The 21,597-nt window shown below is 65.3% G+C and carries 17 protein-coding genes and 1 pseudogene; 4 read left to right on the plus strand and 14 right to left on the minus strand.

All coding sequences use genetic code 11. The features are described 5' to 3' along the window. Positions 1-167: 167 nt before the first annotated feature. The 14 genes and pseudogenes from obgE to AUCHE_RS00365 form a co-directional block, all read right to left on the minus strand. Positions 168-1,697, minus strand: a complete 1,530-nt coding sequence (obgE, locus tag AUCHE_RS00300) for a GTPase ObgE (protein WP_006501250.1) — start codon at positions 1,695-1,697, stop codon at positions 168-170. 165 nt (positions 1,698-1,862) lie between these two features. After that, a complete protein-coding gene (rpmA, locus tag AUCHE_RS00305) occupies positions 1,863-2,123 on the minus strand; it encodes a 50S ribosomal protein L27 (RefSeq protein WP_006501251.1) in 261 nt (86 codons plus the stop codon). 53 nt (positions 2,124-2,176) lie between these two features. Continuing rightward, entirely contained in the window at positions 2,177-2,485 is a 309-nt protein-coding gene (gene rplU / locus AUCHE_RS00310; protein ID WP_006501252.1) for a 50S ribosomal protein L21, read from the minus strand. Between the two features lie 133 nt (positions 2,486-2,618). Next, complete coding sequence (locus AUCHE_RS00315) at positions 2,619-5,756, minus strand: Rne/Rng family ribonuclease (RefSeq protein ID WP_006501253.1); 3,138 nt, start codon at positions 5,754-5,756, stop codon at positions 2,619-2,621. A gap of 182 nt (positions 5,757-5,938) precedes the next feature. After that, entirely contained in the window at positions 5,939-6,706 is a 768-nt protein-coding gene (locus AUCHE_RS00320) for a TIGR03936 family radical SAM-associated protein (protein ID WP_006501254.1), read from the minus strand. Between the two features lie 139 nt (positions 6,707-6,845). Then, positions 6,846-8,903: a TIGR03960 family B12-binding radical SAM protein gene (locus tag AUCHE_RS00325; RefSeq protein WP_006501255.1), complete on the minus strand. Its 2,058-nt coding sequence runs from the start codon at positions 8,901-8,903 to the stop codon at positions 6,846-6,848. Positions 8,904-8,952: 49 nt separating this feature from the next. Next, positions 8,953-9,921, minus strand: a complete 969-nt coding sequence (locus AUCHE_RS00330) for a bifunctional riboflavin kinase/FAD synthetase (RefSeq protein WP_006501256.1) — start codon at positions 9,919-9,921, stop codon at positions 8,953-8,955. A gap of 121 nt (positions 9,922-10,042) precedes the next feature. Next, positions 10,043-10,573, minus strand: a complete 531-nt coding sequence (locus AUCHE_RS00335; protein WP_074788479.1) for an ASCH domain-containing protein — start codon at positions 10,571-10,573, stop codon at positions 10,043-10,045. 63 nt (positions 10,574-10,636) lie between these two features. Then, complete coding sequence (gene truB, locus AUCHE_RS00340; protein WP_006501258.1) at positions 10,637-11,608, minus strand: tRNA pseudouridine(55) synthase TruB; 972 nt, start codon at positions 11,606-11,608, stop codon at positions 10,637-10,639. A gap of 2 nt (positions 11,609-11,610) precedes the next feature. After that, positions 11,611-12,093 (minus strand): 30S ribosome-binding factor RbfA, encoded by a 483-nt coding sequence (gene rbfA / locus AUCHE_RS00345; protein ID WP_006501259.1) that lies wholly within the window; start codon positions 12,091-12,093, stop codon positions 11,611-11,613. A 268-nt stretch (positions 12,094-12,361) separates the two neighbouring features. After that, positions 12,362-15,280 (minus strand): translation initiation factor IF-2, encoded by a 2,919-nt coding sequence (infB, locus tag AUCHE_RS16005; protein ID WP_006501260.1) that lies wholly within the window; start codon positions 15,278-15,280, stop codon positions 12,362-12,364. 232 nt (positions 15,281-15,512) lie between these two features. Continuing rightward, positions 15,513-15,719, minus strand: a pseudogene (locus AUCHE_RS17855) (YlxR family protein); the annotation flags it as partial. Positions 15,720-15,737: 18 nt separating this feature from the next. Beyond that, a complete protein-coding gene (nusA, locus tag AUCHE_RS00360) occupies positions 15,738-16,775 on the minus strand; it encodes a transcription termination factor NusA (RefSeq protein WP_006501262.1) in 1,038 nt (345 codons plus the stop codon). Further along, positions 16,775-17,299 (minus strand): ribosome maturation factor RimP, encoded by a 525-nt coding sequence (locus tag AUCHE_RS00365; RefSeq protein WP_006501263.1) that lies wholly within the window; start codon positions 17,297-17,299, stop codon positions 16,775-16,777. The genes nusA and AUCHE_RS00365 overlap by 1 nt, the downstream gene beginning before the upstream one ends. A 147-nt stretch (positions 17,300-17,446) precedes the next feature. Between AUCHE_RS00365 and AUCHE_RS00370 the strand changes: the two genes are divergently transcribed. The 4 genes from AUCHE_RS00370 to AUCHE_RS00385 all read left to right on the plus strand — a co-directional run bounded on the left by AUCHE_RS00370 (position 17,447) and on the right by AUCHE_RS00385 (position 21,563). Then, positions 17,447-18,880 carry a hypothetical protein gene (locus tag AUCHE_RS00370; protein ID WP_006501264.1) on the plus strand — a complete coding sequence of 478 codons (1,434 nt, stop codon included), beginning with the start codon at positions 17,447-17,449 and terminating at the stop codon, positions 18,878-18,880. A gap of 67 nt (positions 18,881-18,947) precedes the next feature. After that, the gene (locus AUCHE_RS00375; protein WP_006501265.1) at positions 18,948-19,643 is read left to right on the plus strand and encodes a hypothetical protein; all 696 of its coding nucleotides are present in this window, start codon (positions 18,948-18,950) and stop codon (positions 19,641-19,643) included. 106 nt (positions 19,644-19,749) lie between these two features. Further along, complete coding sequence (locus tag AUCHE_RS00380; protein ID WP_006501266.1) at positions 19,750-20,310, plus strand: copper chaperone PCu(A)C; 561 nt, start codon at positions 19,750-19,752, stop codon at positions 20,308-20,310. Further along, on the plus strand, positions 20,307-21,563 hold the full coding sequence (locus AUCHE_RS00385) for a Dyp-type peroxidase (RefSeq protein ID WP_006501267.1): 1,257 nt from the start codon (positions 20,307-20,309) through the stop codon (positions 21,561-21,563). The genes AUCHE_RS00380 and AUCHE_RS00385 overlap by 4 nt, the downstream gene beginning before the upstream one ends. Positions 21,564-21,597: the final 34 nt, after the last annotated feature.

Raw genomic sequence — 21,597 nt, forward strand, 5'->3', positions numbered from 1 at the left:
GACCGGGTCGCTCCGAGAGGGTTTCCGCCAGAACTTTCCACCACCGTAGGCAGACTCTGGATCAGTTGACAAGGGACGTCGCCGAACCCATGTCAAGTCCGGAAGAACTCGGGCCCGCGTACCGGTAACCCGTTCTTCAGCGGCCCACTCGCGTGTCGACGATCCGATCAGCGATCCTCAGAGGAGGAAGTCCACCAGCCTGCGGCACGCTCGGCTTCGAGCTCTTCCCTGGCTGCCCGTTTGGCGGCCCGACGGGAGTCGTAGTCCTCACGTTTCTGGCCTCGGGTCGGGCGATGATGGTCCTCGAGACGCAGGTCTGTACCACGACGCCCTAGCAACTCGGCTCCCGCAGACATCGTCGGCTCCCAGTCGAAGACCACGGCGTTGTCCTCCGGGCCGATCAACACTGTCGATCCGGTGACTGCTCCCGCTGCGAACAAGGCTTCCTCGACGCCTGCGCGAGCCAGACGGTCAGCCAGATATCCGACGGCTTCGTCGTTCGTGAAATCAGTCTGACGCACCCAACGGGACGGGCGCTCTCCCAGTACCTGGAAAGCAGGTCCGTCGTCGGTCTCGATCTGGCGCACGGTGAAGCCTTCGTCGTCGACGGCCACCGGACGCACGACGATCCGTTGGCGGGAGACTGTTTCGGCGTGTGCGGCCTGATCGGCCCGCGCCTGAGCGACATGACGGGCCAGAGCGAACTTGAGTTCTTTCAACCCGGTGCGGGCGACCGCGGACACGATATGCACTTCGAGGCCCTGCGCTTCGAGATCCGGACGGACCATCTCGGCCAGTTCGCGGGCCTCGGGAACATCAGCCTTGTTGAGCACGACGATTCGGGTGCGTTCGGACAGCGGGCGCCCGCCGAGTGCTTCGTCGGCGACGTACTGGCGTAGTTCGTGTTCGATCACGTCCAGGTCGGTCAGCGGGTCGCGTCCTGGTTCCAAGGTGGCGCAGTCCACGACGTGCACCAGCACTGAGCAGCGCTCGACATGGCGGAGGAATTCCAGCCCCAGTCCTTTGCCCTGGTGCGCGCCGGGGATCAGTCCGGGAACATCTGCCACCGTGTAGCGGGCGTCACCGGCCGTCACCACGCCCAGGTTGGGAACCAGGGTTGTGAAGGGGTAGTCCGCGATCTTGGGCCGGGCTGCCGAGATCACGGAGACCAGCGAGGACTTCCCCGCGCTGGGGAATCCGATCAGAGCGACGTCTGCCAACGTCTTGAGCTCCAGAACGATGTCACGTTCTTCACCCGGTTCACCGAGCAGAGCGAATCCCGGTGCCTTACGACGGGGGCTCGCAAGAGCCTTGTTTCCCAGGCCTCCGCGGCCTCCCCTGGCTACCACGTACTCGGTGCCCAGACCGACCAGGTCGGCCAACACCTGGCCTTGGCTGTCCTTGACCACTGTGCCGTCCGGGACAGGGAGAACTAGATCGCTGCCCTGTCCCCCGTTGCGTTCTTCGCCCTCACCCGGTTTGCCGTGGGATGCCTGACGATGGGGGCTGTGGTGGTAGTCCAGCAGGGTGGTCACCTGGGCATCGACCCGAATTACGACGTCACCGCCGTGACCACCGTTCCCACCGTCCGGTCCGCCCAGAGGTTTGAACTTCTCGCGGTGAACAGAGGCGCATCCGTGTCCGCCTTTCCCCGCCGTCACGTTCAGAGCTACTCGATCGACGAAGGTTGCAGCCATGAGGTGCCTCTCAGTATCTGATGTTCATTAGTCCGCCGAGCGGTGTGATCTGTCACCCGCCGGTTCTCCTGGACGATCGGTCCTGATGGATGCACGTGAGGGGCGGGCCGAAGCCCACCCCTCACGTATACGTCGTGCGATGTGCAGGTGAAGAACGCGTGCTCGTCAGGCCTGGGTCGCCGGAACGATGTTCACCGTCTTGCGTCCACGCTTGGTGCCGAATTTCACGGCACCTGCAGCGAGGGCGAAGAGGGTGTCGTCGCCGCCGCGTCCGACGTTCTCACCGGGGTGGAAGTGCGTGCCACGCTGACGAACCAGGATCTCGCCCGCATTGACGACCTGGCCGCCGAAGCGCTTCACGCCGAGGTACTGGGGGTTGGAGTCGCGGCCGTTCCTCGACGACGACGCACCCTTCTTGTGTGCCATGTCAGTGTCTACCTTTGCTGCTCGTAGAGGCTCGAACTGGTACGAAAGGGCCCTCAGGCCTCAATCGCAGTGACCTTGATCTGGGTCGTCGGCTGACGGTGACCCTGACGCTTGCGGTATCCGGTCTTGTTCTTGTACTTCAGGATCGTGATCTTGGGACCCTTGGTCGCCTTGACGACCTCAGCCTTGACCTTCACCTTCGCAAGCTTCTCTGCCTCGGTGGTGACATCGGCGCCGTCCACCAGCATCAGCGGAGTGAGGTCCACGGACGTGCCGGGCTCCGCGTTGACCTTGTCGACGATGAGGACGTCGCCTACGGACACCTTCTCCTGGCGGCCTCCGGCGCGAACAATCGCGTACACGTTGAACCCACTCTCCTTGCTTCTGCAGTGATTCGGCGACCTCTTCGAACCGGCCCGTCAACACGGATCACGGTGGGCGCACCGACTGAACAGTCTACGTGAAGGCAGCAAGACTGCCCAAATTACATGGCTCTTACTTTGTCGCAGCGTCGGCCTCGTCCGAACGAGAAGCCCTCGGCGGCCCCGCCGGCGCCACTGCCCGTGCCCTACGGCGACGAGGTTTACGGGTCGGTGCCCCTTCCTCAGAGGCCGAGCCGCTCTCGGGTTCCCGATCGGGCGACACTGCCCGAGTATCGACCGCAGAAGTCGACCTCGAAATGTCTTCAGACGTGGCAGGCAGAAGCACGACATTCGCGGTGGTCGGCTCCGGCGTCGCCACCGGTCGGCTGGCACCCCGCCGCCCCCGAGCGCTCTTCACCGGAGGATCGCCAGCCGGGGCCTCGACTACGGTCGCTACAGGCGCCTCCGCCACCGGCCGCTCATTCTTCCTCTTCACCGCGCCGGTCTTCACCTGCCTCGGGCCCGAGTCCTCAGGTTCTTCGCCGGGTTGTGTTTCCTGATGAAGAGCGGCATAGGCCACCGCGGCGATCTGAGCCGGAGTAGGACCCGACGCCGATGACCGCTCCTCAGCAGCCGGAGCCTCGGAACTCTCCTCCCGGTCGGCCGTCGGCTGGTCCACCCCGGCCGAGGTGGACGCCGAGGACCCCACCGAGGAATTTCCGCGACCACGGCGACGACGGCCGCCCTCGCCACCGTTGCCCCCACTTCCGTTGTTGGACGTGGACGGCTTGTCCACAGGAGTGCTCGAGACGATGATCCCGCGTCCGTTGCAGTGTTCACAGGGCTCGGAGAAAACCTCGATGAGTCCCGCACCCACTCGCTTACGGGTCATCTGGACCAATCCCAGCGAAGTCACCTCGGCAACCTGGTGCTTCGTACGATCGCGCCCCAGACATTCCAGCAGTCGGCGGACCACCAGATCCCGGTTGGACTCCAGGACCATGTCGATGAAGTCGATGACGATGATCCCACCGATGTCCCTCAGCCGTAGCTGACGCACGATCTCCTCGGCGGCCTCGATGTTGTTCTTCGTGACCGTTTCTTCCAGGTTGCCGCCCGCGCCCACGAATTTTCCGGTGTTGACATCGATGACCGTCATCGCCTCGGTACGGTCGATGACCAATGATCCGCCGCTGGGCAACCAAACCTTGCGGTCCATCGCCTTCGCCAGCTGCTCATCGATCCGGAATTCGGCGAAGACGTCCTTGTCGCCGGTCCATCGGCGCAGCTTGCCCGCCAGATCCGGGGCGACCGATCCGATGTAGTCGTTCACCGTCGACCAGGCACCTTCCCCGGAAACCACCATCGAGGAGAAATCCTCGTTGAAGACATCCCGGATGACCCGCACGGTCAGGTCGACCTCACCATGCAGCAAGGCCGGCGCATGTCCCGAGGCGGCCTTCTTCTGGATGGATTCCCAAATATTCGCCAACCGTTCCACATCCGCACGCAGTTCGGACTCCGAAGCCCCTTCTGCCGCGGTACGCACGATGACCCCTGCGTCCGGCGGGACGATCTCCTTGAGAATCTTCTTCAAACGGGTCCGCTCGGTGTCAGGAAGTTTCCGGCTGATACCGGTCATCTTGCCCTGAGGAACGTAGACCAGATAACGCCCAGGCAGACTGATCTGGCTGGTCAGCCTGGCGCCCTTGTGTCCGATCGGATCCTTCGTGACCTGCACGAGGACACCCTGCCCCGAGGACAGGGCATTCTCGATCCGGCGCGACCTGTGCGCTTCCAGCCCGGCCGCATCCCAGTTGACTTCACCGGCATAGAGCACTGCATTGCGTCCCCGCCCGATGTCAACGAAAGCTGCTTCCATGCTGGGCAGCACATTCTGCACCCGCCCCAGGTAGACATTGCCCGCCATCGACCCGGGCTGGGCGGAGTCGGCCTTGCTGACGTAGTGCTCGACCAGCACCCCGTCCTCGAGAACCCCGATCTGGGTGCGCTCTCCTTGCTGCCGGACCACCATCACCCGCTCGACGCTCTCCCGGCGGGCCAAGAACTCCGCCTCGGTGATGATGGTGCGTCGGCGCCCGGCCTCCCGGCCTTCCCTGCGGCGCTGCTTCTTCGCCTCCAGGCGGGTGCTTCCCTTGATGCCCATGGCCTCGTCGCGGTCACGCCGCGGCTCACGAACCTTCGTCACGGTGCCGGGCGGGTCCTCACCCTCGGTGGGGCTGCCGCTACGACGACGGCGCCTAGTCCGGCGGCGACCACTCGCCGCAGGCTCATCCCCATCCGAGTCGGAGGCCTCGCCTGGACGTTCTTCCGGATCCCGCTCCTCAGACTGGGCGTTGCCCTCTCCCTCGGGGACCGTACCGTCCTCAGCCGTACCGCTCCCCCGTCGGCGTCCTTTGCCCCCACGGCGACGGCGGCGACGACCGCCTTCCGATTCCTCGCTGTCCCCTTGTTCCTCGAGGTCGACATCAGAGTCGGACTCCGGGATGGTCTCGTCGCCCGTAGTGGAGAGGTCATCGCCGAAGCCCTCGGACGCGACAGCACCTCGACGACGAGAAGGCACAACGACCGTGCTCGGCTCGGGGGCCTGGAAGAGCACACCGAACGTGGGCGACAATGAATTCGTCGAGTTCGCCTGGCCATCCACTGACTCCGCCTCGGCCAAGGCCAGAATTTCCTCCACCAGGGCATTCGCCTCGTCCTCAGAGATCTGAGCCACCATCAGATCGGAGACCGGTGTCTCTTCCGGGACCGGGAGCGGCACGTCCGGAGTCTTCTTCGGACGTTTCCGTCCCTTGGCTGGCGCTTTGGCCGCAACTTTCACCTGCGGCTCGGCTGCCTCAAGACCGGACTCACCCTCCACCGGCTGCGCCACGGCCTTCTTCCGAGGGCGGCGGGCACGAGGGGCCGGAGCGCCCACACCCGATTCCTCCCCAGGGGCAACCGCGCTCTGGGGATCGGCAGAGGCCGATTCCTCCGTCGTCTTCTTCCGTCGGACTGCCCTCTTGCGAGGTGTGCTCGCCACCACTTCCGAACTAGCGGGATCCGTGGTGGACGGAGCTTCTACAGCAGATGATTCCTTCTCCTGCTGCGACGAGCTCTTCCTCGAGACCGCGCGTTTACGCGGCTTCGGTGCCGGTTTTTCACCAGCAACCGTTTTGGCTGCGGTGCTCTTACGAGCCGCTCGCTTACGGGGCGCAGGTTCCGGGGTGTCGGTGTCCTGCTCGGGTGCGCTTTTCTCGGAAGCCATCTGAGGCGTCCTTCCTGCACCGTGCGACGACGTCCACGCCTGGGATCTCGTTCTCCCTCGTCATCGCACCGATGCATGATCGAAGATCGTCGGCAGTGCGGTTCACCGCTATCGACGGAAGTCGTATCGCTACGTCCGTTCGGGCTCGCGCTAGCGCGTCACCTGGGCGGACGCCGATAACGTCACTGTGGTGCGGCCAGCGGGTCGGCCACTTCCCCCTCGATCAGCGGGCCCTGAGCGAGTCGGATCACCAAGGGGGTCGATATGGGCGACAAGGAGGCATAAGTGCGCAACGCAGTGAGGATGTCATCGGGGCGTACAGCGGGCGTGGTGTGCCGTACGACCATTCGCAGTATGGCATACCCTCCGTCAAGCCCGCTGATCGTGCTGTCCACAGCGCATCCATCATCCGGCCCGAAGACCGCCATGGATACGACGGCCGACCGAGGATCCAAAGTCTTCTCACCCGACTTGAACATCCGAGTCACCGGAGCCTCGTCCAATCCCAAGAACTCGGCACGGACCGCACCCAGCTCCGCCGGATCCAATTCCGGGAAACACATCATCCAGTCACTGGCCTGCAGCAGATCCGCCAGTGAAGACGAGGTCGACTCGGCGATCGCCAACACGTCCAACCCCGGAGGAAGCGCATCGTCCAGAGCCGTACGCACCGCGCCCAGATCCACCTTCTCCGCCAGTGCGATCTCCACGTACTCTGCCTCGCTCGCGGTACCGGTCGGAGCGGCATTGGCGTACGAGATCCGTGGATGCGGGTGGAAACCCGACGAGAAGGCCATCGGGACGGCAGCCCGACGCAAGGCCCGCTCCAGCGCACGCTGGAAATCCCGGGTGCTGGAGAAACGCAGTCGACCACGCTTCGCATAGCGAAGTCGAAGACGCTGCACCGGAGGAGCAGCCGGAGGACCGGAAGGAACACGCTGACGAGCCATAAACACCAACGTTAAGGCGCGGCACACCGACACCGGCAATCCGCACGTTCCGAACAGGCTCTCCGCGACGACGCCGTCCTCGCGTCCTGCCTCGGACAAGTTCCCTCGGCGACGATCACGACGCCGGGCTATATCACTCTCAGCCGGCCAGATCGACCTGCACACGAGCTGTGTTCGCACTCGGATCAGCTGCTGGCATCAGCGCAGCCTTACCCGATGTCAACACGGTCACCGGCAACAAGGACCTGCCCGTGGGCCCGATCTGGATGTCGGTGTCCATCTGCGGACACACCCCACAGTCAGAACACGGTGTCCACCTGCAGTCCGGCTGCTCGGCTTCCTCCAATGCCGCTTGCCAGTCGTCCCAGAGCCATTCCTTGTCCAGCCCGGAATCGATGTGATCCCAGGGGAGAACCTCCAGCTCACCGCGCTCCCGCGTGGTGAACCAGTCGATGTCAATGCCCCATCCATGCTCCTCGCGCTGAGCGGCGAACACCTCTTCGGCGCACCGCATCCACCGCTCGAAGGAGAAGTGTTCGCTCCACCCGTCGAATCGTCCACCGTCCCGCCAGACCGCTTCGACAACCTTGCCCACCCGTCGGTCGCCACGGGAGAGCAGCCCCTCCACAATTCCCGGTTCACCGTCGTGATAGCGCAGACCGATCGACGACCCGTATCTCCGATCGGCTCTGATCCTCTCCCGCAGCCCACGCAACCTAGCGTCAGTGTCCGCAGCGGACAGTTGCCCGGCCCACTGGAACGGGGTGTGCGCCTTCGGCACGAACCCGCCGATCGACACCGTGCACCGGATGTCTTTACGCCCGCTGACCTTCCGGCCGGTATCGATCACCCGAGCCGCCAGATCCGCGATACCGAGGACGTCCTCGTCGGTCTCCGTCGGCAGACCGCACATGAAGTACAGCTTGACCTGGCGCCACCCAGCCGCATAAGCCGCAGCAACAGTATCGATGAGGTCTTGCTCACTGACCTGCTTGTTGATCACCCTGCGGAGCCGCTCACTCCCCCCCTCGGGGGCAAAGGTCAACCCACTGCGTCGGCCGTTACGGGACAACTCGTCCGCAAGGTCGATATTGAAAGCATCCACCCGGGTACTCGGCAGAGACAACCCGGTATGCGTCCCCTCGTAACGGTCCGCCAGCCCCTTCGTGATCTCCGCGATCTCGGAGTGGTCAGCGCTGCTGAGGGAGAGGAGCCCGACCTCCTCGTAACCGGTGGCGCCCAAACCCTGCTCCACCATCTCCCCGATACCGGTGATCGAGCGTTCCCGCACCGGACGAGTGATCATCCCCGCCTGGCAGAAACGGCACCCCCGGGTGCACCCTCGGAAGATCTCCACACTCATCCGTTCGTGCACCGTCTCGGCCAAAGGCACCAGCGGAGTCTTCGGATAGGGCCACTCGTCGAGATCCATCACCGTGTGCTTGGCCACCCGCCACGGAATCCCCGACTCAGTGGGCGCGACCCGTTTGATCCGTCCGTCCGGCAGGTAGTCGACCTGATAGAAGCCGGGAACATAGGCCACGCCGTCCCGAGCGAGCCTGAGCAACAGCTCATGACGCCCACCGGGACGGCCCTGGGCCTTCCACTCTCCGATGAGGTCCGTGACCCTCAGGACCGCTTCTTCTCCGTCGCCGACGATCACCGCATCGACGAAGTCCGACACCGGCTCCGGGTTGAAACTCGCATGGCCCCCGACGAGAACGATCGGATCGGAATCCGAGCGGTCCACAGCGTGCAACGGGATACCGGCCAGATCAAGGGCCTCCAACATGTTCGTGTAATTGAGCTCCGTGGGAAAGCTCAAACCGAAGACATCGAAATCACGGACCGCCCGATGGCCGTCCACGGTCACCTGGGGCACCCCCTCGGCCCGCATCATCCCCGCCAGATCGGGCCAGACCGCGTAAGTCCGTTCCGCCAAGGCATCAGACCGCTCGTTGAGCACCTCGTAGAGGATCATGAGCCCCTGATTGGGCAGACCTACCTCGTAAGCATCCGGGTACATCAGCGCCCAACGCACGGTCCTCTCCCGCGCTGCCTCCCCTGGGCAATCGACGAATCCGCCGCAGTTCCAGTCTTTGACCTGAGAGTTCAGCTCACCCCCCACATATTGAATGGGCTTCGAGACTCGCGTCAGCAGCGGCTCCAGACGCGCGAAAAAGGACTCTCCAGGCATACTCTCCAGGGTAGGTGAGCCGACCCCAGCTGCCCAAAGTCCGCTGGACTCAGACCTGCGGACCCTGAACGCCCAGGAGTTCCCTGGTGCGACGGACGTCCTCACCCATCACCGTCAGCAATTCCTCGATGTCACCGAAGCGATACATCGGCCGCAGCCGCTGGACGAACTCCAACCCCACCCGTTCCCCGTAGAGATCGAGATCCGTACGGTCCAGGACATAGGCCTCCACCCGCCGCTGCGTACCGTCGAAGGTCGGATTGGTTCCGACCGAGATGGCAGCAGGCAGGCGTTCCCCCTCGCCTCCACCACGCACCAACCACCCGGCATACACTCCGTCCGCCGGGATCAAACCGTCCGGGTCCTGGCACAGGTTCGCCGTGGGATACCCCAGTTCACGTCCGCGATGATCGCCGTGCACGACGGTTCCAGCCACCTCATGGCGTCGGCCCAGGACATCCGCTGCAGCTTCCACGTCTCCGTCGACCACCAGGCTGCGCGCCTGAGATGACGACCAACGGGTCACTTCCGTGGCATGGGTCTGACCACCCTGGTCGGAGACCACCGCCACCTCGAAACCGAACTTCTCCCCCAAGCCCCGCAAGGTCTCCACGTCCCCGGAGTTGCGCACCCCGAAACGGGTGTCCTGCCCCACGACCACCAGCCGAGCGTGCAAAGCCTCGACAAAAACCCGCCGGACGAACTCCTCAGGCGTCCAGGTAGCCAAATCCCTGGTGAACTCCATGACCAGCACCGCATCGAGCCCCAACTCGCCGAGCAGCTCCAACCGCTGGTCGAGCGTCCCCAGCAAGGGCGGCGCCTGCTCGGGCCGCAACACCGACACCGGATGCGGGTCGAAGGTCACCGCCACCGCTGTCGCGTTCACAGCTCGGGCCTGCGCCACCAGCTGTTCGAGAACAGCACGATGTCCGCGATGGACCCCGTCGAAATTGCCCAGCGTCACCGCGCAGGCCGAGAGATCGTCAGGGAGGTCACTGAGGGCATTCCAACGGCGCACGTGGTCACTCTAGCGACCCGTACTGAGAAGCGACTCCTTCATCGGTTTCCCAGATCACACAGAAACCGTCATCCGGTCCTCTCCCGGAGACCATCGCACCGAGCAGGAACACCCCGGCAGATCACCAGGAGGACTCTGGCACCGATCTCTGTCCCGGCGTGGGATAGATCACGGTGAATCGTTCCAGAACCACCGGCATATCGGAACGAAAACCCTGCGGATTGGAGAGGTTCTCCCGGAAGAACCACTCATGAACCTCACGCCAGTGCTCCACGGAGAGATCCCCCTCGGCCTCTGCCGCAACATGTTCCGGGCCCACCTCGTCGAAAGGGACGATATCGACAGCGGTCGTCTGGATGAGAGCCCGAGGCTGCTGATCGCCGTCCAGGATGATCGCCAACCGACCTACCTCCGGCAAAGACTCACCTTCGAACTCGTAATCCCACAGAGCCGAGGCCGTAGCCGTCTTCAAGCCCCGAAGCACCAGGTCGAGAAGTTCATCGGCCTGCTCAGGAGCTCCCCGAGCTCCGAAGGCCCAGGCAACCGGAGGCACCGGCCCGAGTGCCATCTCGCCCGATGACCCAGCAGGCCGCGACAGACGCGTACGCAATCGAGCGTGTGCCCAGAATGCGTCGATATCCGCTTGGACCATGAATGGACGATAACAGGCATAAGCCTCGAAAAAGGTCGCCCCCAGCAGGCGGGACGGACTCCTTTACCCCGGGCTGACAAAGACCGCCCGAACCTTGACCTTCGCTTCACCTTCATCGACGACCGCTATCAGCTCCCCGGCCGGACCCCGAACAGCGACGAGGTCACGCCCCGGCGACTCCGCATCGATCCGCACACCGTTGGACAACAGCTTCGCCGATCTCTCGTCCAGGTCGCGATACGGCATAGCGCCCTCCAACGCTGCAGCCATACCGATCATGGGCAACCCGGACCGACCTGGACTTGCCTGCACACGAGCCTCCTCCAGAGCCTGCGGGCTGCTAGAGCGCTCGACGTCGAAGGAACCGACCCTGGTCCGACGCAAAGACGTGAGATGTCCGCCCACACCAAGCTCGGCGCCCAGATCACGAGCCAGAGCACGCACATAGGTTCCGGAAGAGACCTCCACCCGTACCTCCACGTCGACATACGGTCGCAGATCGACCTTCCCGTCAGGCAGCACACACATCGCCTCGCCGCGTCTGGTCCCCAGCCGTTCGAAACGGTAGACCTGCACAGCCCGCGCCGGGAGATCGACCTGTTCGCCGCCACGCACCCGCGCATACGATCGGACTCCGTCGACCTTGATCGCACTGACCGCACTGGGCACCTGTTCGATCGAACCGGTGAGTCGTGCGATCGCTGCGTCGATCTCCTTCTCCTCGAGAGCAGGCAGCACATCGACCGCGCCGGTCAGCTCGCCCTCCGCGTCATCGGTCACCGTCGACTGCCCCAGACGGATCGTCGCCAGATAGGTCTTGTCGCAGCCCACCAGGAAGGTGAGCAACCGGGTGGCCTTGTTGACCCCGATCAGAAGGAGACCAGTGGCCATCGGGTCGAGGGTGCCGGCGTGACCGACCCGGCGGGTACCACAGATACGCCGGCAACGTCCGACCACATCATGGCTCGTCATTCCCGATGGCTTGTCCACGAGCAGCAGGCCGTCGCCGACCAAAGGATCTGGCGGACGCGCCATGCTCAACCCCGCTCGGAAGAAGAGGGACCGACCTGGTCTGGCCTTGACTCCAGCGCGTCCTCGTCGGCAGCAGGCTTCCGGTAAGGGTCGGCCTCACCGGCGTAGGAGGCGCCTGCTGCGGCCTTGGCGATCTCGGCGTCATGCTGCTTCGCGATCACCAGGAGCTCGTCGAGGTGGGCAGCGCCCTCGGGGATCGCGTCGGCCACGAATTCCAGGCTCGGTGTCAGCCTGATTCCCAGCCCCTTGCCGACCGCCGAGCGGATCCGCCCTTTGTTCGCCTCCAAAGCGGCTGCGGTCTCCTCACGCTCGTTCTCACTGCCGAAAACCGTGTAGAAGATCGACGCCTGCTGCAGGTCGCCGGTGACCCGCACATCGGTCACCGTGATGAAGCCCAGACGTTCGTCCTTGATGCGATGTTCCAAGGTCTCCGCGACGATCACCTTGATACGGTCGGCGATCTTGCGGGCCCGTGCCGGATCGGCCATGAGAGGGCTCCTTTCGTTCGGGCCGTGGCACGACATCGACAGCCCATGGGCCGCCATGACGTTCACCTCGGCAGAAAACGGGTATCCCGGCCTGCTACGACCAGCATCGCAGACCGGGAACGTTCCATATTGGTTCATGCTGAAAGACCCGGGCCGCTCCAACCCACCGCACGTTCTCGGAGGTAGAGCTTCGGACCGCTGTTGGCGGTCGTCCGGCGTACATCGAGAATTCGATGTACGCCGGACGGTCCTGAGGTAGATGTGCGGGTCAGCTCCTCGGCTTCTCGCGCATCTCGTAGGTGGAGATGAGGTCGTCGAGCTGCAGGTCGTTGAAGGAGCCCAAGTTGATACCACACTCGTAGCCCTCACGGACCTCGGTGACATCATCCTTGAAGCGCCGCAGACCGGCCACCTCGATGTTCTCGGCCACGACGACACCATTCCGGGTAATCCGGGCCTTTGCGCCACGTTTGATCTCGCCCGAGCGGACCAAGGATCCGGCGATATTGCCGAACTTGCTGGAGCGGAAGATCTCCCGGATCTCAGCGGTTCCGGTCTCGTGCTCCTCGAACTCCGGCTTGAGCATGCCCTTGAGCGCAGCCTCGATCTCCTCGATGGCCTGGTAGATCACCGAGTAGTACCGGATCTCCACACCTTCTCGCTCGGCATACTCGGCGTTCTGACCCTCGGCCCTGACGTTGAAGCCGATGATCACAGCGTTGGACGCCATGGCCAGGTTGATGTTGTTCATCGTGATCGCGCCGACGCCTCGATCGATGATCCGCAGATCGACCTCTTCGCCGACATCAATCTGGAGGAGCGCATCTTCCAACGCTTCCACGGAACCGGAGACATCGCCCTTGAGGATCAGGTTGAGCGTCTCCACCTTGCCAGCGGCCAGGGCCTGGTTCAGGTCCTCGAGGCTGATCCGCTTGCGTGCCTTCGCCAGGGAGGCCTGACGATCAGCGGCTTCCCGCTTCTCCGCAATCTGACGTGCAGTCCGATCGTCGGGCGCCACGATGAAGGTGTCACCCGCTCGCGGCACGCTCGACAGGCCCAGGACCTGGACCGGACGCGACGGCAAGGCCACGTCCAGGTGATTGCCGTGCTCGTCGAGCATCGCACGCACTCGACCGTGCGCACTGCCCGCCACGATCGAGTCACCGACGCACAACGTTCCGGACTGCACCAGGACGGTGGCCGTGGCACCCCGGCCACGGTCGAGATTGGCCTCGATCGCGACCCCTCGGGCGTCCTTGTCCGGGTTGGCCCGCAGGTCCAGAGCAGCGTCCGCGGTCAGCAGCACGGCTTCCAGCAGTTCGTCGATATTGAGACGCTGCTTCGCGGAGACATCCACGAACATCGTGTCACCGCCGTATTCCTCGGCGATGAGGTTGTACTCGGTGAGCTGCTGACGGATCTTCGCCGGGTTAGCCCCTTCGACGTCGATCTTGTTCACCGCCACCACGATCGGCACATCGGCGGCCTGAGCGTGGTTCAAGGCCTCGATGGTCTGCGGCATGACACCGTCATCCGCCGCTACCACGAGGATCGCGATATCCGTGACCTTGGCCCCACGCGCACGCATCGCGGTGAAGGCCTCGTGACCCGGGGTGTCGATGAAGGTGATCGGCCGACGGACGTCCTCGTGCTCACGGATGATCTGGTAGGCGCCAATATGCTGGGTGATCCCGCCGGCCTCGGTGGCGATGACGTTCGCATGCCGGATCGCATCCAGCAGCCTGGTCTTACCGTGGTCGACGTGACCCATGACCGTCACTACCGGAGGCCGTGGCTCGAGCAACGAGTCGTCCTCCCCACCGGTCTCCGCATCGAGGTCGATCCCGAAGGACCCGAAGAGCTCGCGCTCCTCGTCCTCGGGCGAAACGACCTGGATGTCGTAGCCGAGCTCCTCACCGAGGATCTTGAAGGTCTCCTCGTCGAGGGACTGTGTAGCTGTCGCCATCTCTCCGAGGTGGAAGAGCACCGTGACCAAGCTCGCCGGGTTGGCGTTGATCTTGTCGGCGAAGTCGGTCAGCGAGGCGCCACGGCGCACCCTGATGACCGTGGAACCGTCACCGCGAGGAACGCTGACCCCACCGATCGTGGGCGCCTGCATCTGCTCGAACTCTTGACGCTTCGCACGCTTGCTCTTGCGCTGCTTGTTACGACCGCCGCCACGACCGAAAGCACCCTGCGTGCCCCCGCGGCCACCGGGCCCGCCGGGACGACCGCCGCCGCCACCGGGACGACCACCGAAGCCGCCGCCGCCACCGGGACGACCACCGCCGCCGCCGGGACGACCACCACCTGGACGCGCAGGACGTTCACCCGGACGCGGAACCGCAGCACGGTCCGGCATCATCCCCGGGTTGGGCCGCACCCCGCCGGGACGCGGAGCCCCAGGACGAGGACCGCCCGACGCCGGAGCGCCCGGACGAGGGCCGCCAGGACGAGGACCACCGGTGCCGGCATTGCCCTGACGAGGCTGCCCCGGCTGGGGCATGCCCTGACGAGAGGCGAAGGGGTTGTTCCCCGGACGAGGGTTCGACTCCCGGCCGGAGCGCATGCCCTGGCTCGAGGCGAAGGGGTTGTTACCGGGGCGAGGTGCACCCGGACGAGGACCAGGACGGGCACCGCCCTGCTGACGTCCGCCTCCCGGGCGGGGACCCGGGGTCGCACCTGAGGTGCGCTGTCCACCACTCTGCTTGGGCGCGGGCGCCTTCGGAACAGGCTTCGGCCCCGGCTTGGGCACCGCAGGGCCTGGTTTGGGTCCAGGTGCGGCAGATTTGGCCGGTGCAGCGGGCGCAGGCGCCGCAGCCGCTTCGGGGGCAGCTACGAAGGGAGCTGCCGGAACTGCCGGGGCAGCAGGCGGAGGCGGAGCCGGCACAGAGGGCTTCACCGGCGCGGGCGGCGCGCTCGGCTTGGCCACGGGACCGGGCTTGGCCATCGGGCCAGGCTTCGCCATCGGACGAGGCGGACCGGGGACCGGGCGGGGCGCCGCAGCGCCGCCCCCCTTGCCAGCCAGCTCGGCAGGGAAATTCTCACGCAATTTACGTACTACGGGAGGCTCGATGGTCGAGCTCGCCGAACGGACGAACTCACCATTTGACTTCAGGTGCTCGAGCAGCACCTTGCTCTCGACTCCGAGCTCTTTCGCGAGCTCGTAGACCCGGACCTTAGCCACTTCTCTCCTGTCTATGGTCCGAGCCCGTCGAGGCGCGAACCATGTTCAAAGCTGGGCAGTGCTCATTGCTGAGTACTCATCGCGTGCTCATCAGCGTCAAACCCGCTTCCGGTTCTCATCGGCCGACGCCCTCGGCGCCGGTGTCCAGCTGCTCCTGTACGGCCAACTTCACGATCTGTTCCCGGACTTCGGCTGGGTCGAGACCGATCGTGGCTCGCAAAGCCCGACCGAACGCCTTGCGGCGAACGGCAAGATCGACGCACTCGACCCGCGCGTGAACCCACGCGCCACGGCCAGGAAGGCATCGCGCACGGTCAATGACCAGCGAAGGGGAGCCTTCGCGTGCTATCACGACAACCCTCAGAAGCGTCGACCGGGCATCCCGCCCGCGGCAACCAACACACATGCGCACCGGACCGGCGGGAGCGGCCTCACTCATCGTACCCGTTCCCCCGTCTCAGACCCCACTCGGCCCATCGGCCTCAGCCGCAGGTTCAGCGACGCCTTCCTTGGCCACCGCGGTGTCGGGACGGATATCAATCCGCCAACCGGTGAGCTTAGCCGCAAGGCGTGCGTTCTGCCCTTCTTTGCCGATCGCCAGCGACAACTGGTAATCGGGAACGATCACGCGCGCTGCCCTCAGCTTCGGATCGACGACCTCCACCGAGGAAACTCGAGCCGGAGACAATGCTGCTGCCACGAAATAGGCCGGATCCGTCGAATAATCGACGATATCGATCTTCTCCCCGCGCAGCTCAGCCATCACTGCCCGGACCCGGGCGCCCATCGGGCCGATGCAGGCGCCCTTCGCGTTCACTCCCGGGACGGTCGCATGCACCGCGATCTTGGTGCGATGGCCGGCCTCACGGGCCAAGGCCGCAATCTCCACCGTCCCGTCGGCGATCTCCGGAACCTCCAATGCGAACAGCTTGCGGACCAGATTCGGATGCGTACGGGAGAGTCCGATCTGTGGTCCGCTCGGCCCACGTTTGACACTGACCACATAACAGCGGATTCGCTCACCGTGCTTGTACACCTCACCTGGCACCTGCTCAGCCAGGGGAAGGGCACCTTCGACCGTGCCCAGGTCGACCAGGACCGTACGCCCCTGGCTCTGCTGGATCACGCCGGTGATGATGTCGCCCTCACGACCACGGAAATCCCCCAGGACCGCGTCGTCCTCGAGCTCTCGCATGCGCTGGACGATCACCTGACGGGCGGTGGAGGCAGCGACACGGCCGAACCCCTCGGGAGTGTCGTCGAACTCGGGACCCGCCTCGCCACGTGACCCGTCCTCGAGGACAGGCGCGTCTTCCCTGGCCCAGACGATCACATGCCCCGTCTTACGGTCCAGATCGACCCGGGCCATCCGATAGGCGCCCTCCGTGCGGTGATAGGCCAGCAGAAGGGCCTGCTCGATCGCGGGCACGATCACATCGAGCGAGATGTCACGCTCCCGTTCCAGAGCCCGCAGTGCGGCAAGGTCGATATCCATCATGACTCCTCGTCGTCGGTTGGGGCATGCCCGAATTCCACCTGCACGCGGGCGCGGACGACCTCGGACAGCTCGATCTCACGCTGCTCACCGGACTCCGGAACGACCGTCAGGACCTGTGGGCCCACCGCAACCATCCGAGCAGTCAGCCGACCGCCCTCCCCCAGGTCGAAGTCCACCAACCGCCCGACATTACGACGGTAGTGCCGTCGTTCACGCAAAGCGCGATCGACACCTGGAGAGGTCACCTCCAGCGAATACGGCGCAGCACCCAACGGCTCGTACTCGTCCAGAGCAGCATCCACCGCCCGAGTGGCTTCAGCGATCTCGTCCAAGGTCAACGGAGGGACGGCGCTCGTGTCGTCCCCCGGGTCCAAATAACCCAGATCGCGATCGATGGTGATACGCACCGTACGTCGTTTCCCGGCAGGTGTGAGGGAGACATCCTCCACGAGCAGTCCCAGCGCAGCCACCGCCGGAGCGGTCACGCTCACGACCTGTGCGGCCTGATCGCTGATCGTCATGCGTGCTCCCGCTCTTTTCTCATCCGGAGAGGCCCGCGATCTGCGGACCTCCTACTCGGCCACTCTATCCGTGCGCGGGACCTGATTCGATACACACGCCGACGGTCCCCGCGTCGCAGTACACAAAGGATGGGAGGATACAAGGCGATGAAGCCCGATCACGAACCCGACTCGCGCCCCGTCCGGAAACAGACGGACCGCCGTACCGCAGAGGTCCCCTCGAATGCGCAGGCCGACACGGCCGGAGAAAAGGCACCCGAGAAAGCCACGCCCACCCCCAACGAGGCAGAGTCCGCCACTGTTCCGGTGCCCCTGAAGAAGCACGCCGAAAAGGCTCGTGAGACCTCCCCGCCGAAAAAAAAGACGACGCCGGCCGACGAACGTAACGGGAACCAGGACACCCCCTGCGAGGCAGACACACCGACGACCAGCACCGCTCCGAAGAAACCTGCCGAACCAAGCCGGGCGAACCAGGACGGTCCAGAGTCCACCCCGGCCAAGGAAGAATCCACAGCTCCGCTCAATCGCATCAAGCCCCCTGCCCCCGCTGCGCCAACGGAGCCCCTCGCACCGCCGCAGCTCCCCGAGATCCCGCCGGCGCCGATCATCACCAGCAGGCCACCGACCTTGCTGGACAAGCTGACCCGCTTTCCCGTACCTAGCAAGGCAATCCTGCCCCGACGCCGGATGCTGGTGCTCGGCGGAGGCGGCCTGCTAGCAATTCTCGCCAGCCAGGTCCTGCGGGTCGAGCCCACGGCTCCTGACCTCCCCCTGGTCGCCCACCGCAGCCTCGACCCGCGCGCGGCAGCCGTCCATCGAGAACTCGTCCGCGTCCGCAGAGCCCTGGAAACAGCCAGGAAAACCACCGCAGGATCACACCAAATCCCGGCACAGCTCCTCCAGAAATTGCACCAAGAACAAGAGAAGGTACTCGTCGCACGCCTTCGCGAATTCGAGGAGAACCCCGAAGACAAAAACCGGTTCCCGGCCGTACCCAAACCCGGAGACGGACTCCTCCTCGCAGAAGCCGCCGGCCTGTCCCCCGAAGAACTGACCGAGCTCGGAACACTCGCGCCCGAAGAGCTCGGGCTCATCCTCTCCCTACGGGTCCAACGCTCCGTCGCACTCCCCACCCTCGGTGGAACACCAGACCCTCAACGGCCCCAGGCCGTCGCCGACGCACGCCAAGCAGCACGGATCTCCGCAACCCTACGCTCGGCAGAATACGGTCTGAGCACCGCAGCCGCGCGCGCCACCGAACCGTTACGACGACGGATCCTCTCAGTTCTGGGATGGATCCACACGACAAGACTCTGGGTGCAACCCTCCGTCGGAAACGAGAGCCTGCCCGAACCCAGCGGCTATCCCCTGCCCGCTCCCCTCACCGACGAGGAGAGTGTGACCGCCCTGTGCCGGAGAGCGCTGGCAGCCTTGACCGACGGGTTCCTCGCCGAAGCACCCTCCGCAGCGGGAAACACCCCAGTACTCGTCTCGTTGCTCACCTGGGCCACTTCAGCGGAGACCCATGCCATGGCCTTCGGCTCCCCGCCCAGGGCTTTTCCCGGACTGACCCGCCGCTAGCTGAAAAAGCCCAAGAAGCCCAGGTCGCTCCGCCCCTATCCGCCCCCTCGGACACTAGCCTGTCCGCATGGTCCACCCTGCCCGCGGACAGCTGCGACTGACACGCCTCGGCGTCTTCGTCACGTCCAGCCTCCTGCTGGGCGCCCTCGGACACGCCTACGGCGGGGGGCACATGCCCTCTCCGGCAGCGCTGACCCTGGCGGTCATCCCGCTCACCATCACCGGGCTGTGGTTCACCAAGGTCGAACGCGGGATCACCTCCCTGTTCACCGCATTGGCCCTCATCCAAGGTGCGCTCCACCTGCTCTTCCACCTGTCACACGCCCATCCGACAGCCTCCACCCTCCCCCCGACCAACCAGCACGGGCACCCCACCCCACACGGTTCGCACCCACACGTCCTCCTCCAGGGCGTCGAAGCAGCGACCCCGGCCACGGACCTCCCGCATCTGCTCCCCACGACACAGATGTTCTGCACCCACCTGCTCGTCGTCGCGCTCACCGCGCTCCTCCTCGGCTGGGGAGAACGCTCCCTGTGGGCAGCAGCCAGGAAACTCCTGCTCCGGCTACCCCGCCTCGTCACCCCGAACATCCCCTCCCCCGTCCTCATCCCGCACGCCCACGTCCTCGTCCGTCACGGCCGGGACGTCCTCGCCATGGCACCGGTTCGAGGGCCCCCGGAAAAGCCCCGGACCACCACTTCCCGGTGCGGGCCCGTCCTCGACCAGGACCACGCCCGCCCACGCTGCCCGCGGACGACCTGAGGCCCCTCCCTCCGGGTATTCCGTCGGAGCGAGGTGGGCACCCCCGGAGAAGAGCCGTGTCCGGTTCCCCTCCCATCCACGGACCACCACAGAGGACGAACAACCCATGACAGCACGTACCCGAATCCTCGCCCTGGCCTGCTGTGCAGCGCTTGCCCTGGCCGGCTGCGGACAACCGCAGGAGGACAAGAAGAACGCAGCGACGACGCAGAGCAACGCCAGCAGTTCCACATCCCAGAACCCGTCCGGCCTCACCGTCAGCGATGCCTGGGTCAAAGCCGCCCCCGAACTGTCCCCGGACGCCATGACCGGGGCCTTCGGCCGGATCAAGAACACCACCGACCGGGACATCACGATCACCAAGGCCGAACAGGATGCCTCGATGATGACCGAGCTGCACGAAACCGTCACGATCGACGGCAAGAAAGCGATGCGGGAGATCAAGGACGGCTTCGTCATCAAAGCCGGGCAGACCCTGGAACTCAAGCCCTACGACAACCACATCATGCTGATGAAGATGACCCGGGCCCTGCCCATCGGAGCAGAGGTGAAATTCACCCTGCACACCAAGGACGGTAAAACGCTGCAGTTCTCCGCCCCCGCGAAGCAATTCACCGCGCCTCCGGAGAACTACCATCCCTCCACCCCGACAGCGACCACGAAGTGACACCCACCCCTGCCGTCACACCCCCCGCCGGGGACCACGCCGGGATCTCCCGGCGTCGGCTCCTCGGCGGGGGCGCCGTCGCCGCCGGAAGCGCCCTCGCCGGCGGGGTCCTCGGCCACGCCTGGGGCGCCACAAGCACACCCGCGACGGTCTCCGCCGATGCCATCCCCTTGCACGGGCCCCGACGAGAACCCTTCCACGGTGCGCACCAGTCCGGCATCCTCACCGGCCAACAAGCGCACGGCAGCTTCATCGGTCTTAATCTGCGTCCAGGGTCCACCCGTGAGGACGTGGTCTCCCTCCTACGAATGCTCACCGACGACGCCGCCCGTCTCACCCAGGGCCGGGCGCCGCTCGGCGCTCTGGAGGCCGACATCGCTCAACTCCCGGCCAGGCTCACCGTGACCTTCGGTTTCGGGAAAGGACTCCTGGACGCCGTCGGCAAACCGCAGGCGATCCCACCCGCGCTGGCTTCCCTCCCCGCGTTCGCCACCGACCGGCTCCGCCCCGAGTGGGGGCAGACCGACCTCGTCCTTCAGATCTGCTCAGAAGAGCCGGTCACCCTGTCCTATGCCCGTCGTCGTCTCGTCCGCGATGCCGCGGCCTTCACCACCGTCGCCTGGGTCCAGACCGGTTTCGGGAATGCGCCAGGAACGGAACCGGCCGGAAGCACCCCACGCAACCTGATGGGAATGCGGGACGGCACCGCCAACGAGTCCGACCCCGCCCGCACCGCCTCCGTCGTCTGGAGCACCGACCCGGCCTACCCATGGCTCGTCGGCGGTTCCCACCTGGTCATCCGCCGAATGGCCATCGAGATGGAGGCCTGGGACGACATCGAGGTCGCCGCGAAGGAAGAAGCCTTCGGACGACGACTCTCCGACGGCTCACCCCTCACCGGAAAAACCGAAAAAGACCCCGTCGACCGCCTCGCCAAGAATTCCGACGGATTCCCTGTCGTCAATCCGGCAGCCCATGCCGCCCGCGCCCAGCCTCGCAACGAGGGTGAACGGATGATGCGGAGGGCTTACAACTACGACGTCGGACTCACCCCCGAAGGAAAGCCAGACGTCGGCCTGATCTTCGTCTGCTACCAGAAAGACGTCACCGCGGCCTTCGTCCCTGTCCAGCAGCGTCTGGCGGAGAGCGACCTGCTCAACCTGTGGGCCCACCACATCGGTTCCGCCTCCTACGCCGTCCCCCCCGGCGCAGAACCCGGCGAGTACATCGGGCAACGACTGATCGAGGGTTGAGCAGAGTCCACCCCAGGTCGAGGAACCGAATCGA

It is taken from the genome of Austwickia chelonae NBRC 105200 (assembly GCF_000298175.1).
Lineage (GTDB): Bacteria > Actinomycetota > Actinomycetes > Actinomycetales > Dermatophilaceae > Austwickia > Austwickia chelonae.